This window comes from Streptomyces sp. NPDC004609 (assembly GCF_042873655.1).
Classification (GTDB): domain Bacteria; phylum Actinomycetota; class Actinomycetes; order Streptomycetales; family Streptomycetaceae; genus Streptomyces.
In genome coordinates this window covers 1-14,503 of sequence record NZ_JBIALS010000070.1, presented here as the reverse complement: position 1 = coordinate 14,503, position 14,503 = coordinate 1, and the positions used below count along the sequence as shown (strand labels likewise).

At 71.1% G+C, this 14,503-nt stretch carries 9 protein-coding genes; 4 read left to right on the top strand and 5 right to left on the bottom strand.

Annotated features, from left to right (window positions below):
• Positions 1–700 precede the first annotated feature (700 nt).
• On the top strand, positions 701–1,243 hold the full coding sequence (locus ACFYT4_RS35195; RefSeq protein ID WP_389278696.1) for an MFS transporter: 543 nt from the start codon (positions 701–703) through the stop codon (positions 1,241–1,243).
• Positions 1,244–1,320: 77 nt separating this feature from the next.
• Here the strand turns inward: ACFYT4_RS35195 and ACFYT4_RS35190 are convergent, their stop codons facing one another.
• From ACFYT4_RS35190 to ACFYT4_RS35170, 5 genes are all read right to left on the bottom strand, one after another.
• Positions 1,321–2,010 carry a FadR/GntR family transcriptional regulator gene (locus ACFYT4_RS35190; protein WP_389278694.1) on the bottom strand — a complete coding sequence of 230 codons (690 nt, stop codon included), beginning with the start codon at positions 2,008–2,010 and terminating at the stop codon, positions 1,321–1,323.
• A gap of 99 nt (positions 2,011–2,109) precedes the next feature.
• On the bottom strand, positions 2,110–3,720 hold the full coding sequence (locus ACFYT4_RS35185) for an FAD-dependent oxidoreductase (protein WP_389278691.1): 1,611 nt from the start codon (positions 3,718–3,720) through the stop codon (positions 2,110–2,112).
• Between the two features lie 15 nt (positions 3,721–3,735).
• The gene (gene glpK, locus ACFYT4_RS35180) at positions 3,736–5,283 is read right to left on the bottom strand and encodes a glycerol kinase GlpK (protein WP_389278688.1); all 1,548 of its coding nucleotides are present in this window, start codon (positions 5,281–5,283) and stop codon (positions 3,736–3,738) included.
• A 113-nt stretch (positions 5,284–5,396) separates the two neighbouring features.
• Positions 5,397–6,179: an MIP/aquaporin family protein gene (locus tag ACFYT4_RS35175; RefSeq protein ID WP_389278685.1), complete on the bottom strand. Its 783-nt coding sequence runs from the start codon at positions 6,177–6,179 to the stop codon at positions 5,397–5,399.
• Between the two features lie 513 nt (positions 6,180–6,692).
• On the bottom strand, positions 6,693–7,457 hold the full coding sequence (locus tag ACFYT4_RS35170) for an IclR family transcriptional regulator (RefSeq protein WP_389278682.1): 765 nt from the start codon (positions 7,455–7,457) through the stop codon (positions 6,693–6,695).
• 357 nt (positions 7,458–7,814) lie between these two features.
• Here ACFYT4_RS35170 and metH point away from each other — a divergent pair, with 357 nt between their 5' ends.
• The 3 genes from metH to ACFYT4_RS35155 all read left to right on the top strand — a co-directional run bounded on the left by metH (position 7,815) and on the right by ACFYT4_RS35155 (position 14,329).
• Complete coding sequence (metH, locus tag ACFYT4_RS35165; RefSeq protein WP_389278680.1) at positions 7,815–11,339, top strand: methionine synthase; 3,525 nt, start codon at positions 7,815–7,817, stop codon at positions 11,337–11,339.
• A 207-nt stretch (positions 11,340–11,546) separates the two neighbouring features.
• Positions 11,547–12,248 carry an HAD family hydrolase gene (locus ACFYT4_RS35160; protein WP_389278678.1) on the top strand — a complete coding sequence of 234 codons (702 nt, stop codon included), beginning with the start codon at positions 11,547–11,549 and terminating at the stop codon, positions 12,246–12,248.
• Between the two features lie 497 nt (positions 12,249–12,745).
• Positions 12,746–14,329, top strand: coding sequence for an ABC transporter substrate-binding protein (locus ACFYT4_RS35155; protein WP_389278675.1), 1,584 nt, complete (start codon positions 12,746–12,748; stop codon positions 14,327–14,329).
• The last annotated feature ends 174 nt before the right edge of the window (positions 14,330–14,503 follow it).

Sequence of the window (14,503 nt, the reverse complement as noted above, 5' to 3'; positions counted from 1 at the left end):
TCAGCAGGGCGTCCAGCTCATTCGTCACAGAACGATCTTGGACGCCCTGTCTGCGTTCCCAGACACACCGCCAGCATTCGGAATGACTCGTCTAGAGAAGTCGGCGCCGATGGACGACAGGCCCTTGCGCCGGCGCCAGTAGACCCAGCCCCGGCTCTCCATCCACAACAGGGCGCGGTCCCCGAGGAACAGGGCAGCGCCCAGCGCAACGGCTCCCCCGGAGACCTGCCACGCCGTGCTCGCCATGACGGGTGAACGCACCGGGGACACCCGGAGTTCCCGCCGGGGCGGCGGCCCGGCTTCACGGCGATGTGCGACGGCGGAAGGCGAGCCCGCGCCCGGCAACTGAGCCCGCGCCCGGCCCTGCGGTGGTGGTCCGCCCGCAGCGGAGGGTCGGCGCCGTGCCGTACGGAAAACGGCCGCCCGAGGACGAGTTCAAGCCATTCGATGGCGTGTGATGCTCGGGTGGCGGCCCTGATCCCCCCGGAGCGACCCCCGGTGGTGGTCCTGCCGCCCGACGGCCGCGCGGGGCGGATACGGGCCGGATCGCCGTACGGGCCGACGAGGCGGGGCCCCTCGGTGCCGCGCGCCCGCCGCCCCGCCCGCGCCCGCCGCGTCGGCCGGGAAGGGCACCGAGACCCCGCCGGACGACGCGGCGCCGGCGGCCAACAGGCTCGGTGTGCTCACCGGAGGCGCCGTGATGGGCCTCAGCCAACTCGTCATGATCGCGATCATGACGATGACGCCCGTCCATATGACCGGGCACGGCCACAGCACGTCCGACGCCGGGATGGTCATCGGCCTGCACCTCGGGGCGATGTATCTGTCGTCCCCGCTGTCCGGCCATCTCGCCGACCGGGTCGGCCGGCCGCTCACCGCCGCCCTGGCCGCCGCCGTGCTCCTCGCCGCCGCCCTCACCGCGTCCCTGTCACCGCCGGAGTCCACCGTGGGACTGTTCGCTGCGCTCGTCCTGCCGGGCGTCGGCTGGAACCTCGGCTTCGTCAGCGGTACGGCCGTGATCACCGACTCGCTGCCCGCGGACACCCGCGCCTCGGCACAGGGTCTCGTGGACCTCGGCATCCTGGCCGCGGGCGCCACCGGAGGCATGGCGTCGGGGCTGGTGGTCGCCCAGGGCGGCTACGACACCCTGGTACTCAGGGGTGGACTGCTGGTCCTTCTCTTCATCCCGCTGTTCGTGGCACAGCGCTCCGCGGGCCAGACCACCGGGCGCCAGAGGGCCTGACCACCGGGCGCTAGAAGGCGGTCCGCAGGGCCCGCGCCTTCCCGTGGCGGAGCCCCCGCCGGAGCGGCGCTGCCGTCCTACGGCAGGTCAGGGCGCCCCAGCGCCGGGCGCAACCACTGCTCGGCGCCGTTGATGTGGACCGTCGCCCACGACCGCGCCGCCTCGGCGTCCCGGTCGCGCAGCGCCCCGAGGATCGCCCGGTGCTCGTGCAGCGTACGGCCGACCGCGTCCTGACCGGTCAGCGCCCGCCAGACCCGCGCCCGGGTCGCCGGACCCGACAGGCCGTCCAGCAGGGACCACAGCACCGCGTTGCCCGACGCCCGGGCGACGACCCGGTGGAACTCCAGGTCCGCCGCGACCAGTTCCTCCACCGGGGGATCGGACCCGAGGGCGTCCAGTCGGCCGGTCAGCGCGTCCAGTTCGTCCTCGCTGATCCGGGCTGCGGCCATCGCCGTGGCCGCGGGCTCCAGAATCCGGCGTACGGCGAGGAACTCCTGCGCGGTGTCGTCCCGGTGGAAGTCCACGGCAAAGCTCAGCGCCCCCAGCAGCAGCCCGGGATCGAGGCTGGTGACATAGGTGCCGTCACCCTGGCGGACGTCCAGGATCCGGATCAGCGACAGCGCGCGCACGGCCTCCCGCAGCGAATTGCGCGACAGACCCAGCGCGGCGGCGAGTTCGCTCTCTCTGGGGAGCCGGTCACCGGGCCGCAGCGCACCCGAGACGATCATGGACTTGATCTTTTCGATCGCCTCGTCGGTGACTGCCACGGCGGCCCGCCCCTCGATTCATCCGATGTCTGCTGCTGACCGAGGGTACAGCGTGGGCGGCCCCCCGGAACCGCCCACGTCAGCGGGGATGCCGGGCCGTCAGGAGCGGTGGTCCAGCAGGTCCGTGACCTTCTCCCGGATCCCGTCGGTCGCCAGCCCCCGGATCGTGAGCGTCGTGCGGCGGCGCAGTACGTCGTCCGCCGTTTGCGCCCACTCCTGGTCCCGCGCGTACACGACCTGTGCCCAGATCTCGGGCGCGTCCGGGTGGATGCGCCCGCCGAGCGCCGGCTCCTCCCGGACCATCCGCGCGATGTCGAAGGAGAGCGAGCCGTAGTGCGTGGCCAGATGGCGCGCGGTGTCCGCCGCCATCCCAGGCCCGGCGGCGCCGCCGTCGGCCAGCAGCCGGTGCTCCACCGCCCTCGGGTTGGCTATGCCCGGCAGCGGCAGCTTCCCGGGCAGCCGGGACACCGGCTCCATGCGGTCGGCGAGCGGCCTCCCGGGCAGCGCGGCCAGCTTGTTCAGTACCGCACGGCCGATATGACGGAACGTCGTCCACTTGCCGCCCGCCACGGACAGCATGCCGCCGGACCCCTCGGTCACCACGGTCTCCCGCCGGGCCTTCGAGGTGCCGCCCGGACCGCCGGGCAGCACCCGCAGCCCGGCGAAGGAGTAGGTGATCAGCTCCCGGGACAGCTGCCGGTCCCGCACCGAGTACGCGGCCTCGTCCAGAATCTGGGCGATGTCCTTCTCCGTGACCGCCACCTCGCCGGGATCACCCGCGTACTCCTCGTCCGTGGTCCCCAGCAGCAGCATGTCCTCCCAGGGGAGGGCGAAGGTGATCCGGTACCGGTCGATCGGGGTCGCCAGCGCCGCCTTCCACGGCGAGGTGCGCTTCAGCACCAGATGCGCGCCCTTGGACAGCCGGATCGACGGGGCCGCGCCCGGGTCCTCCATCCGGCGCAGCCGGTCGACCCAGGGGCCGGTGGCGTTGAGTACGAGACGGGCGTCCACCCCGAACTCCGTACCGTCGGCCCGGTCCCTCAGCTCCGCCCCCGTGACCCGGCCGCCGGTGAACCGCAGCCCGGTGACCTCGGCGTGGTTCAGGACGACCGCGCCCGCCGCGACGGCGGCCCGGACCGTCATCAGCGCCATCCGGGCGTCGTTCATCTGGTCGTCCCCGTACACGGCGACGGCCCGCAGACCGTCCGTACGCAGCTCGGGGACGTCGCGCCGCGCCTTCGCCGGGCCGATGACCCGGCCGACTCCGTCACCGAAGGCGGAGAGCGCGGAGTACGCGAACACTCCCGCGCCGAGCTTCGCCGCCCCGTGCGGCCCGCCCTTGTAGACGGGCAGATAGAACGTGAGCGGGTTCGCGAGGTGGGGAGCCACCTGACGGGACAGGGCGCGGCGCTCAAGGTGGTTCTCCGCGACCAGCTTCACCGCGCCGGTCTGCAGATAGCGCAGCCCGCCGTGGAGGAGCTTGGAGGAGGCGGAGGACGTGGCACCGGCGAAGTCGCCGGCGTCGACCAGAGCCACCCGCAGCCCGGACTGCGCCGCGTGCCAGGCGGTGGAGATGCCCAGGATGCCGCCGCCGATCACCAGAAGGTCGTACGTCGCCCGGGAGAGCAGCTCCCGGGTCTCGGCGCGGCCCGGCAGGCGGCCGGAGGCCGGGTGCGTCCCACGGGGCGGGACGCATCGCAGGGTGGTCATGGTGCCAACTCCTCGTCAGTCTTCCTCGTCGAGCCAGCCCATGGTCCGTTCCACGGCCTTGAGCCAGTTCTTGTACTCGCGCCGGCGCTTGTCGGTGTCCATGCGCGGGGTCCATTCCGCCGCCCGGCGCCAGTTGGCGCGCAGGGCGTCGGTGTCCGGCCAGAAGCCGACGGCGAGTCCGGCGGCGTAGGCCGCGCCGAGACAGGTGGTCTCGGCGACCATCGGGCGCACGACCGGCGCGTCCAGGAAGTCCGAGAGGGTCTGCATCAGCAGATTGTTGGAGGTCATTCCGCCGTCGACCTTGAGCGCGGTCAGCTCGACGCCGGAGTCCTTCGTCATGGCGTCGGTGATCTCCCGGGTCTGCCAGGCGGACGCCTCCAGCACGGCGCGCGCGATGTGCGCCTTGGTGACGTAGCGGGTGAGCCCGGCGATCACCCCGCGGGCGTCGGAGCGCCAGTAGGGGGCGAACAGCCCGGAGAACGCGGGCACGAAGTACGCGCCGCCGTTGTCCTCCACCGACAGCGCCAGGGTCTCGATCTCGGCCGCGGAGTTGATCAGGCCCATCTGGTCGCGCATCCACTGCACCAGCGAACCGGTGACGGCGATCGAGCCCTCCAGGGCGTACACGGCCTGCTCGTCGCCGATGCGGTACCCGACGGTGGTGAGCAGTCCGTTGTACGAGTTGACGGGGGTGCCGCCGGTGTTCATCAGCATGAAGGTGCCGGTGCCGTACGTGGACTTGGCCTCGCCCTTGGCGAAACAGGTCTGGCCGAAGAGGGCCGCCTGCTGGTCGCCGAGCGCGGACGCCACGGGGATCCCGTCCAGGACGCCTCCCCTGGCCGTGCCGTACACCTCGGCGGACGACCGGATCTCCGGCAGCACGGCTGCCGGGATCTCCATGGAGCTGAGGATCTTGGGGTCCCACTGCATGGTGTGCAGATTCATCAGCATGGTGCGGGAGGCATTGGTGACGTCGGTGACGTGCACACCGCCGTCGGTGCCGCCGGTCAGATTCCAGATGACCCAGGAGTCCATCGTCCCGAAGAGGATCTCGCCGCGCTCGGCGCGCTCGCGCAGCCCCTCGACGTTGTCCAGCAGCCAGCGGACCTTGGGCCCGGCGAAGTAGCTGGCGAGCGGGAGTCCGGTCTCGCGGCGGAAGCGGTCCTGGCCGACGTTGCGGCCCAGTTCCTTGCAGAGGGCGTCGGTACGGGTGTCCTGCCAGACGAGGGCGTTGTGGACGGGCTCACCGGTGTTCCTGTCCCAGAGAAGGGTGGTCTCGCGCTGGTTGGTGATGCCGATGGCCTTCACATCGGCGGCCGTGATGCCCGCCTTGCGGACGGCTGCCGCGACGACCTCCTGGACGTTGGCCCAGATCTCGGTGGCGTTGTGCTCGACCCAGCCCGGCTTCGGGAAGATCTGCTCGTGCTCCTTCTGGTCGACGGAGACGATCCGGCCGTCCCGGTCGAAGACGATGCAGCGGCTGGACGTGGTGCCCTGGTCGATCGCGGCGATGAACGGTCCATGCCCGCGGGAGAGAGGGCCGTCGGTGTGCGCTTCGGTCACGGTGTGCTCCTGCTCGGGGTCGGTGGGGCTGCGGCTGTACCTGTCATACCTGTGTCATACCGGCGCTTCGCGCGGAACCGCCGGTACGGAGTACGGCGAACGGGGGCACCGGCTCAGACGAACGCGACGTTGTAGACACCCGCGGCGAGGGCTCCACCGGCCAGCGGGCCCACCACGGGAATCCAGGCGTAGCCCCAGTCGGAGCCGCCCTTGTTCGGCAGCGGCAGCAGGGCGTGCACGATCCGGGGGCCCAGATCACGGGCCGGATTGATGGCGTACCCGGTCGGGCCGCCCAGTGAGAGGCCGATGCCGACGACGACGAACGCGGTGATCAGGGCGCCGAGTGTGCTCAGGCCCTTGCCCTCGGCGTTGAGCCCCTGGGTGAGCACGGCGAGGACCAGCACGGCGGTGGCGATGATCTCGGTGGCGAGGTTCTGCCAGGCGACCCGGATCTCGGGCCCGGTGGAGAAGATGCCCAGGACGGGCCCGGCGGTGGCGCCGTGGGCGCCCTCGACGGGCTTGTCCGCCGGGTCGCCGATGATCTCCTGGTCGGTGAGGTGGGAGCGGAACTGCCCGTAGTACACCACCCAGACCAGCGTCGCTCCGATCATCGCGCCGAGGAACTGGCCGGCGAGGTAGACGGGAACGTTCGCCCAGGTCCCGTCCTTGATGGCGATGCCGACGGTCACGGCGGGGTTGAGATGGGCGCCGGAGAGGGCGGAGGTCATATAGACGGCCGTCATGACGGCGAAACCCCACCCGAAGGTGATGGCGACCCAGCCGGCACCGCGCGCCTTGGAGTTCTTCAGCGACACGGCCGCCACCACGCCGCCGCCGAGCAGGATGAGGACGGCGGTTCCGACGGTCTCGCCGATGAAGATGTCTGCGCTGGACACCGCGACTCCTTTGTCCTTGGTCCAGGGATGGCGAACCCCCGGCTCCCGCCGGGGGTTCGCGCCCTCAACTGAGGGCGTTCCGGCCCTTGGCGCTGTCACACTCTAGCGTGAATTGCCGGTAGACGTTCGACAATGCCGACCGATGAACGGAAGTCTTTCTCCGCGTCAACATCACGTCAAGACCTGCGTGCCCGAAAATTCGATCATTATCCGATGATGCGCCCGAAAGGTCGGCTTTGCCCGGTCGCGGGGTGCGCGGGCGCGGGGAGGGACCCTCACCGCGCGTGCCGGGGGCTCGCCCGGCGGCAGGCCCAGGGGTCCGGGCGTCGGAGCCGGGGCGCTGCACGGGCCCGTGGGAGGAGGGGCGCCGGGAGGGGAACGGCCGCGGGCGGGCCGTGCGCCCGGAGTCACGGGGGCGCTGCGCCCGACCCGCGGGCGGAGCCGGGGCGGCGCGGGGAACGGGGCGGGCTCCGGGCCCCGCGGGGTGGCCGGGCCGGAGCCCGCCCCGGGCCCTCAGAACCGGCCGGCGCCCAGATCCCGGGAGACCGCGCGCGCACACTCCCGTACGGCGGTGATCAGGGCGGGCCGCAGCTCGGGGCCGTCGCAGACCCGCTCGACCGAGCCCGTGATCGCGACCGCCCCCACCGGCATCCGGCGGCGGTCGTGGATGGGCGCGGCGACGGCCGCGACCCCCTCCCAGGTCTCCTCCACGTCGGCCGCCCAGCCGCGGGCGCGGGTCCCGTCGAGCACCGCCTCGAACTCCGCCAGGTCCGTCACCGTCCGGGGCGTGAACGACTTGCGGTCGCCCTCCACCGCCTCGGTGTGGGCCACCGGGTCGTACGCCGCCAGCACCTTGCCCAGGGCCGTGGAGTGCAGCGGCTGCATGGCGCCCACCTCCAGGACCTGCCGGCTGTCGTCCGGCCGGAAGACGTGGTGGACGACGAGCACCCCGTGCTGGTGCAGCACGCCGAGGTGGACGCTCTCGCCGCTGGAGCGCGCCAGGTCGTCCGTCCAGACGAGGGCCCGCGCGCGCAACTCGTGCACGTCCAGATAGCTGTTGCCGAGCCTCAGCAGCTCCGCGCCCAGCTGATAGCGGCCGGACGCCGGGTCCTGCTCGACGAACCCCTCCGCCTGGAGCGTGCGCAGAATGCCGTGCGCGGTGCCCTTGGCCAGATCCAGCGAGGAGGCGATGTCCGACAGGCCCAGCCGGCGCTCCCCGCCCGCGAGCAGCCGCAGCATCGCGGCGGCGCGCTCGACGGACTGGATGTTCTTCGCCATCGGATCGGCCCTCTCCACTGCTGTTCGACAATGCTGAACACTATCGGTCGATGTCGACCGAGGTCACCGCTGAGTGAGTATCTCGCGCCGGGTGGCTTCACAGAAACCCCACAACAGGGAGGCACCCGGGAAACCCCGGCGCGACGGGCCTCCCGCTCCGGGGCCGGCCGGTGTCCCCGCCCGGGCGCCCGGGCGCGCCGGTGAGGGACATGGTGGGGTACTCGTGGAGAGCGCGAGGAGTGCGTCCGCCCCGTGGGACAATCCGCCCCGCGGCGCTCCGCCCGGTTACTCTGGCTCCGTGCGCCTTCCACCGGAAGCCGCAAAGCCGACAGCCGTCGCATCCCAGGGAGCCCGTTCATGGCCTCGTCGCCGTCCCCCTCCGTACCGTCCGCCGACAGCCGGACCCGCATCGAAGCACTCCGCGAGGCCCTCGCCACGCGGGTCGTCGTCGCCGACGGGGCGATGGGCACCATGCTCCAGGCCCAGGATCCGACACTGGAGGACTTCCAGGGCCTCGAAGGCTGCAACGAGATCCTGAACGTCACCCGTCCCGACATCGTGCGGTCCGTCCATTCGGCCTACTTCGAGGTCGGAGTCGACTGCGTCGAGACCAACACGTTCGGCGCCAACTTCGCCGCGCTGGCGGAGTACGACATCTCCGAACGCGTCCACGAACTCTCCGAGGCGGGCGCCCGCCTCGCACGCGAGGCAGCCGACGAGGCCACCGCCGCCACCGGACAGCAGCGCTGGGTCCTCGGCTCCATGGGCCCCGGCACCAAGCTGCCGACGCTCGGCCACGCCCCGTACACCACCCTGCGCGACGCCTACCAGAGCAACGCGGAAGGCATGATCGCGGGCGGTGCCGACGCCCTGCTCGTGGAGACCACCCAGGACCTCCTCCAGACCAAGGCCTCCGTCCTGGGTGCCCGCCGCGCGCTTCAGGCCACCGGCACGGACCTGCCGCTGATCTGCTCGGTCACGGTCGAGACCACCGGCACCATGCTGCTCGGCTCCGAGATCGGTGCCGCGCTCACCGCGCTGGAGCCGCTCGGCATCGACATGATCGGCCTCAACTGCGCCACCGGCCCCGCCGAGATGAGCGAGCACCTGCGCTATCTGGCCCGCCACTCCCGTATCCCGCTGTCCTGCATGCCCAACGCGGGGCTGCCCGTCCTCGGCAAGAACGGCGCCCACTACCCCCTGACGGCGGGTGAGCTCGCCGACGCCCAGGAGACCTTCGTCCGCGAATACGGCCTCTCCCTGGTCGGCGGCTGCTGCGGTACGACCCCGGAGCATCTGCGCCAGGTCGTGGAGCGCGTACGGGGAGTCGTGCCCACCGAGCGCCGGCCGCGGCCCGAGCCGGGAGCCGCCTCGCTCTACCAGAGCGTGCCGTTCCGCCAGGACACCGCCTACATGGCGATCGGCGAGCGGACCAACGCCAACGGATCCAAGAAGTTCCGCGAGGCGATGCTGGAGGGCCGCTGGGACGACTGCGTGGAGCTGGCCCGCGACCAGATCCGCGAGGGCGCGCACATGCTCGACCTGTGCGTCGACTACGTCGGCCGCGACGGCGTCGCCGACATGGAGGAGCTGGCCGGCCGGTTCGCCACCGCCTCCACCCTGCCGATCGTGCTGGACTCCACCGAGGTCGACGTCATCCGCGCCGGCCTGGAGAAGCTCGGCGGCCGGGCCGTCATCAACTCCGTCAACTACGAGGACGGCGACGGCCCCGACTCCCGCTTCGCCAAGGTCACCCGGCTGGCGCAGGAGCACGGCGCCGCCCTGATCGCGCTCACCATCGACGAGGAGGGCCAGGCCCGCTCGGTCGAGCACAAGGTCGCCGTCGCCGAACGGCTCATCGCCGATCTGACCGGCAACTGGGGCATCCATGAGTCCGACATCCTCATCGACACCCTGACCTTCACCATCTGCACGGGCCAGGAGGAGTCCCGCAAGGACGGGATCCACACCATCGAGGCCATCCGGGAACTCAAGCGGCGCCACCCCGACGTCCAGACCACCCTCGGCCTCTCCAACATCTCCTTCGGCCTCAACCCGGCCGCCCGTATCCTCCTCAACTCCGTCTTCCTCGACGAGTGCGTCAAGGCCGGACTGGACTCCGCGATCGTGCACGCGAGCAAGATCCTGCCGATCGCGCGCTTCGACGAGGAGCAGGTCGCCACCGCCCTCGACCTCATCCACGACCGCCGCAGGGAGGGCTACGACCCCCTCCAGCGGCTGATGGAACTGTTCGAGGGCGTCGACACCAAGTCGATGAAGGCGGGCAAGGCGGAGGAACTGCTGGCCCTGCCGCTGGAGGAGCGGCTGCGGCGCCGGATCGTCGACGGCGAGAAGAACGGCCTGGAGGCCGACCTCGACGAGGCGCTCAAGGAGCGCCCCGCCCTCGACATCGTCAACGACACCCTCCTGGAGGGCATGAAGGTCGTCGGCGAACTGTTCGGCTCCGGCCGGATGCAGCTGCCGTTCGTCCTCCAGTCCGCCGAGGTGATGAAGAACGCGGTCGCCTATCTGGAGCCGCACATGGAGAAGACGGATGCCGAGGGCAAGGGCACGATCGTGCTGGCCACCGTGCGCGGCGACGTCCACGACATCGGCAAGAACCTCGTCGACATCATCCTCTCCAACAACGGCTACAACGTCGTCAACCTGGGCATCAAGCAGCCCGTCTCCGCGATCCTGGAGGCCGCCGAGGAGCACCGGGCCGATGTGATCGGCATGTCCGGCCTGCTGGTGAAGTCCACGGTGATCATGAAGGAGAACCTGGAGGAGCTGAACCAGCGCAAGATGGCCGCCGACTACCCGGTCATCCTCGGCGGCGCCGCCCTCACCCGCGCCTATGTGGAGCAGGACCTCCACGAGATCTACGAGGGCGAGGTCCGCTACGCCCGCGACGCCTTCGAGGGCCTGCGGCTGATGGACGCCCTGATCTCCGTCAAGCGCGGGGTCCCCGGCGCCACCCTCCCCGAGCTGAAGCAGCGCCGCGTCAGGGCCACGGCCGTCGCCGAGGAGCGGGCCGGCGAAGCCGCCGAAGGCGCCGTACGCTCCGCCGTCGCCGTCGACAACCCCGTCCCCGAGCCGCCGTTCTGGGGCACCCGGGTGATCAAGGGCATCCAGCTGAAGGAGTACGCCTCCTGGCTGGACGAAGGCGCCCTCTTCAAGGGCCAGTGGGGCCTGAAGCAGGCCCGCGCCGGCGACGGACCGACGTACGAGGAGCTGGTGGAGACCGAGGGACGGCCCCGGCTGCGGGGCTGGCTGGACCAGCTCCACACCCGCAACCTGCTGGAGGCCGCCGTCGTCTACGGCTACTTCCCCTGTGTCTCCAAGGGCGACGATCTGATCCTGCTCAACGAGGACGGCTCGGAGCGCACCCGGTTCTCCTTCCCGCGCCAGCGGCGGGGCCGCAGGCTCTGTCTCGCGGACTTCTTCCGCCCGGAGGAGTCCGGCGAGCGGGACGTCGTCGGACTCCAGGTCGTCACCGTCGGCTCCAGGATCGGGGAGGCCACCGCCGAGCTGTTCGCCTCGGACTCCTACCGCGACTACCTGGAACTGCACGGGCTGTCCGTCCAGCTGGCCGAGGCACTCGCCGAGTACTGGCACGCACGGGTGCGCGCGGAGCTGGGCTTCGGGGGCGAGGACCCGGCCGACGTCGAGGACATGTTCGCCCTCAAGTACCGGGGCGCACGGTTCTCGCTCGGCTACGGAGCGTGCCCCGACCTGGAGGACCGGGCGAAGATCGCCGAGCTGCTGGAGCCGGAGCGGATCGGGGTCAAACTCTCCGAGGAATTCCAGCTCCACCCCGAGCAGTCCACGGACGCCATCGTCATCCACCACCCCGAGGCCAAGTACTTCAACGCGCGCTGAACGGAAAACGCGGTAAAAGGCGGTAAAGGACCGACCGCCGTACGGGTGGACCGTGTGATCGGGATCGCACGCGACATCGTGTGGTTCCCGGCAGCTTCGCCGGACGAGTCGTACACTGGTCGGTCCAACGCAGGCCGGTCGCCTGTCCCTGTGGGAAAGCCGTGGGGGAAGGCGGCCGGCCTTCTCGTCCCTCACGGAGGTGTGCCGATGACCAGCACGATCCCCGCGTCCCTCACCCGTACGGCCGAGGGCTCGGCACTCCAGGCCGTGCTGCTGGACATGGACGGCACCCTCGTCGACACCGAGGGCTTCTGGTGGGACGCGGAGGTGCGGGTCTTCGCGGAACTCGGGCACGAGCTGGACGAGGCGTGGCGGGACGTGGTCGTCGGCGGCCCCATGACGCGCAGCGCCGGGTATCTCATCGAGGTGACGGGCGCCGACATCACCCTGCCCGAGGTGACCGTGCTGCTCAACGACGCCTTCGAGAAGCGCATCAGCCAGGGCGTGCCGCTGATGCCGGGCGCGGAGCGCCTGCTCGCGGAGCTGGCCGCCCAGCGGGTGCCCACCGCCCTGGTCTCCGCCTCGCACCGCCGGATCATCGACCGCGTCCTCGGATCGCTGGGCCCGGAGAACTTCGCGCTCTCCGTCGCCGGCGACGAGGTCCCGCGGACCAAGCCGCACCCGGACCCCTATCTGCTCGCCGCGCGCGGGCTGGGTGCCGAGCCCACGAGATGCGCCGTCATCGAGGACACGGCCACCGGGGTGGCCTCCGCCGAGGCGGCGGGCTGCCGGGTCGTGGCCGTGCCGTCCGTGGCGCCGATCGCGCCCGCCGACGGCCGGGTCGTCGTCGGCTCCCTCGAAGAAGTGGACCTGGGTTTCCTCCGTACGCTCATCACCTCGATGAACTGATGCGTGTGCTGTCCGTGCATCTTGAATGCAAGAGAAAATCCGGCCGTTCCCACGGGATATCCCACCGCCCTGCGGGCCCTTTTCCGGGTCTCTTTCTCCACGGCTTGTCGACGTGACATTCGTCACTGTGCCTGCTCTGGACGGATGAGCACCGAGCGGCTCTCGCCGCCGGGCGCGGGCGTCCGGCGGTTCCTTGTGTCCGCATTGATGGATCCCTGCACCAAAGGTTCCGCGGCGCGGTCGACCACGCACAGGCATGCTTGATCACTGAGCGAATACGCCCCAACTCGGGTCCGGTGAAACCTCCCTGGCGTCTCCGACTAATCTCTTCGCGAGTCTTCGCCGCAACACCCGGCGCCCCGGCGGTCGTACAGCCGCCATGAAACAGGGCCGACCGTCCTGCCTCCCGGCCTTTGCGGAACCGCCCCGACCGGGCGGCCCGCGGCGAAGTCTCCCTTGCACGCCGTACCCAGTGCCGGATGAGGAGAACGTCCAGGATGAACCGTAAGACTCTGGTGCTGCCGGCCGTGGTGGGTCTGCTCGCACCCGTACTCGTCGCCTGCGGCGGTTCGGAGGGCGGGTCCGGTGGCGGTGGAACCATTGTCGTGGGCACCACGGACCAGATCATCACCGACGGCGAGAGCCCGGCACCGCTCGATCCGGCGTACGCCTACGACACCGGGTCCTGGAACGTGCTCCGCCAGACCGTCCAGACCCTGCTGTACGCCCCGCGCGGCGGCAAGCCGGTGCCCGAAGCGGCCCAGTCCTGCGAGTTCACCGACCGGGCCTCCCAGAGCTACCGCTGCGCGCTGCGCGGCGGGCTCACGTTCTCCGACGGCAGCCCCGTCACCGCCGAGGACGTCAAGTTCTCCATCGAGCGCCTGCTGGCCATCAATGACGACAACGGCGCCGCCGCCCTGCTGTCGAACGTCGACGCCATCGACACCAAGGGCTCCGAGATCGTCTTCCATCTCGCCACCCCCGACGCGACGTTCCCGTACAAGCTGTCCACCCCGGCCGCCGGGATCATCAGCAAGAAGAAGTACGACGGCCAAAAGCTCCGCCCCGGCTTCCAGGTCGACGGCTCCGGCCCGTACACCATGAAGGCCGAGGCGGAGAACGGCAAGGCCACCAGGATCGTCTTCTCGAAGAACAAGGCGTACCGGGGCGACGCCGAACTGCGGAACTCCAAGGTCGAGCTGAGGATCTTCAAGGACTCGAAGGCCATGACCGGCGCCCTGGAGAAGGGCGAGATCGACCTCGCCACCCGCGAGCTGGCCACGGAACAGATCACGGGCATGCTGGAGAAGCCCAAGAAGGGCATCGAGCTGACCGAGCTGCCCGGACTCTCCATCCAGTACCTCGCGTTCAACACGAACGACCCCTCGGTGAAGGACAAGGCGGTCCGCCAGGCGATGGCCTCCGTGATCGACCGCGGTGAGATCTCCAGCAAGGCGTACGGCTCCACCGCCGAGCCCCTGTACTCGCTGATCCCGGCGAACGTCCTCGCCCACAAGAACTCGTTCTACAACCGATACGGCGAGCCCAACCGGGACCAGGCCGAACGGATCCTGAAGAAGGCGGACATCACCACCCCGGTGAAGGTCACCCTCCACTACGCCAAGGACCGCTACGCGGCCACGGAGTACGAGGTCATACGGGACCAGCTGAACGCCACCGGGCTGTTCTCCGCCACCATCAAGGGCTCCGGGTGGTCCGAATTCCGCGCCGCGGCCCAGCGGGGCGACTACCCCGTCTACGGCCTCGGCTGGGTCCCCGACTTCCCCGACCCCGACAACTTCATCGCGCCCTTCCTGGAGAAGGACAACTTCCTCGGCTCGCCCTACAAGAACGACGAGGCACTGGCGCTCATCCCCCAGTCGCGCCGCCAGGCCGACCGGGGCGCCGCCACCAGGGCCTTCGGCAAGATCCAGGACATCGTCGCCGAGGACGTGCCCGTCCTTCCCCTGTGGCAGAGCAAGCAGTACGTCGCCGCCCGCACCGATCTCACCGGAGTCGAGCGGCTCCTCAACGCCAGCATGGACCTTCAGCTCTGGGAGCTGGGCACCGGCGTCAAGTAGCCCGGAACACCGCGCCCGGGCGGGGGGGGGGGGGGGGGGGGGGGGGGGGGGGGGGGCGGGGGGGCGGGGGGGGGGGGGCGGGCGCGCGCGGGGGGGGGGGGGGGCGCCCGGCCGGGGGCCGCGCCGTTCGCCCGCGCGGGCGCCGCCGGCCCGGACTTCCCGGCCGGCTTGTTC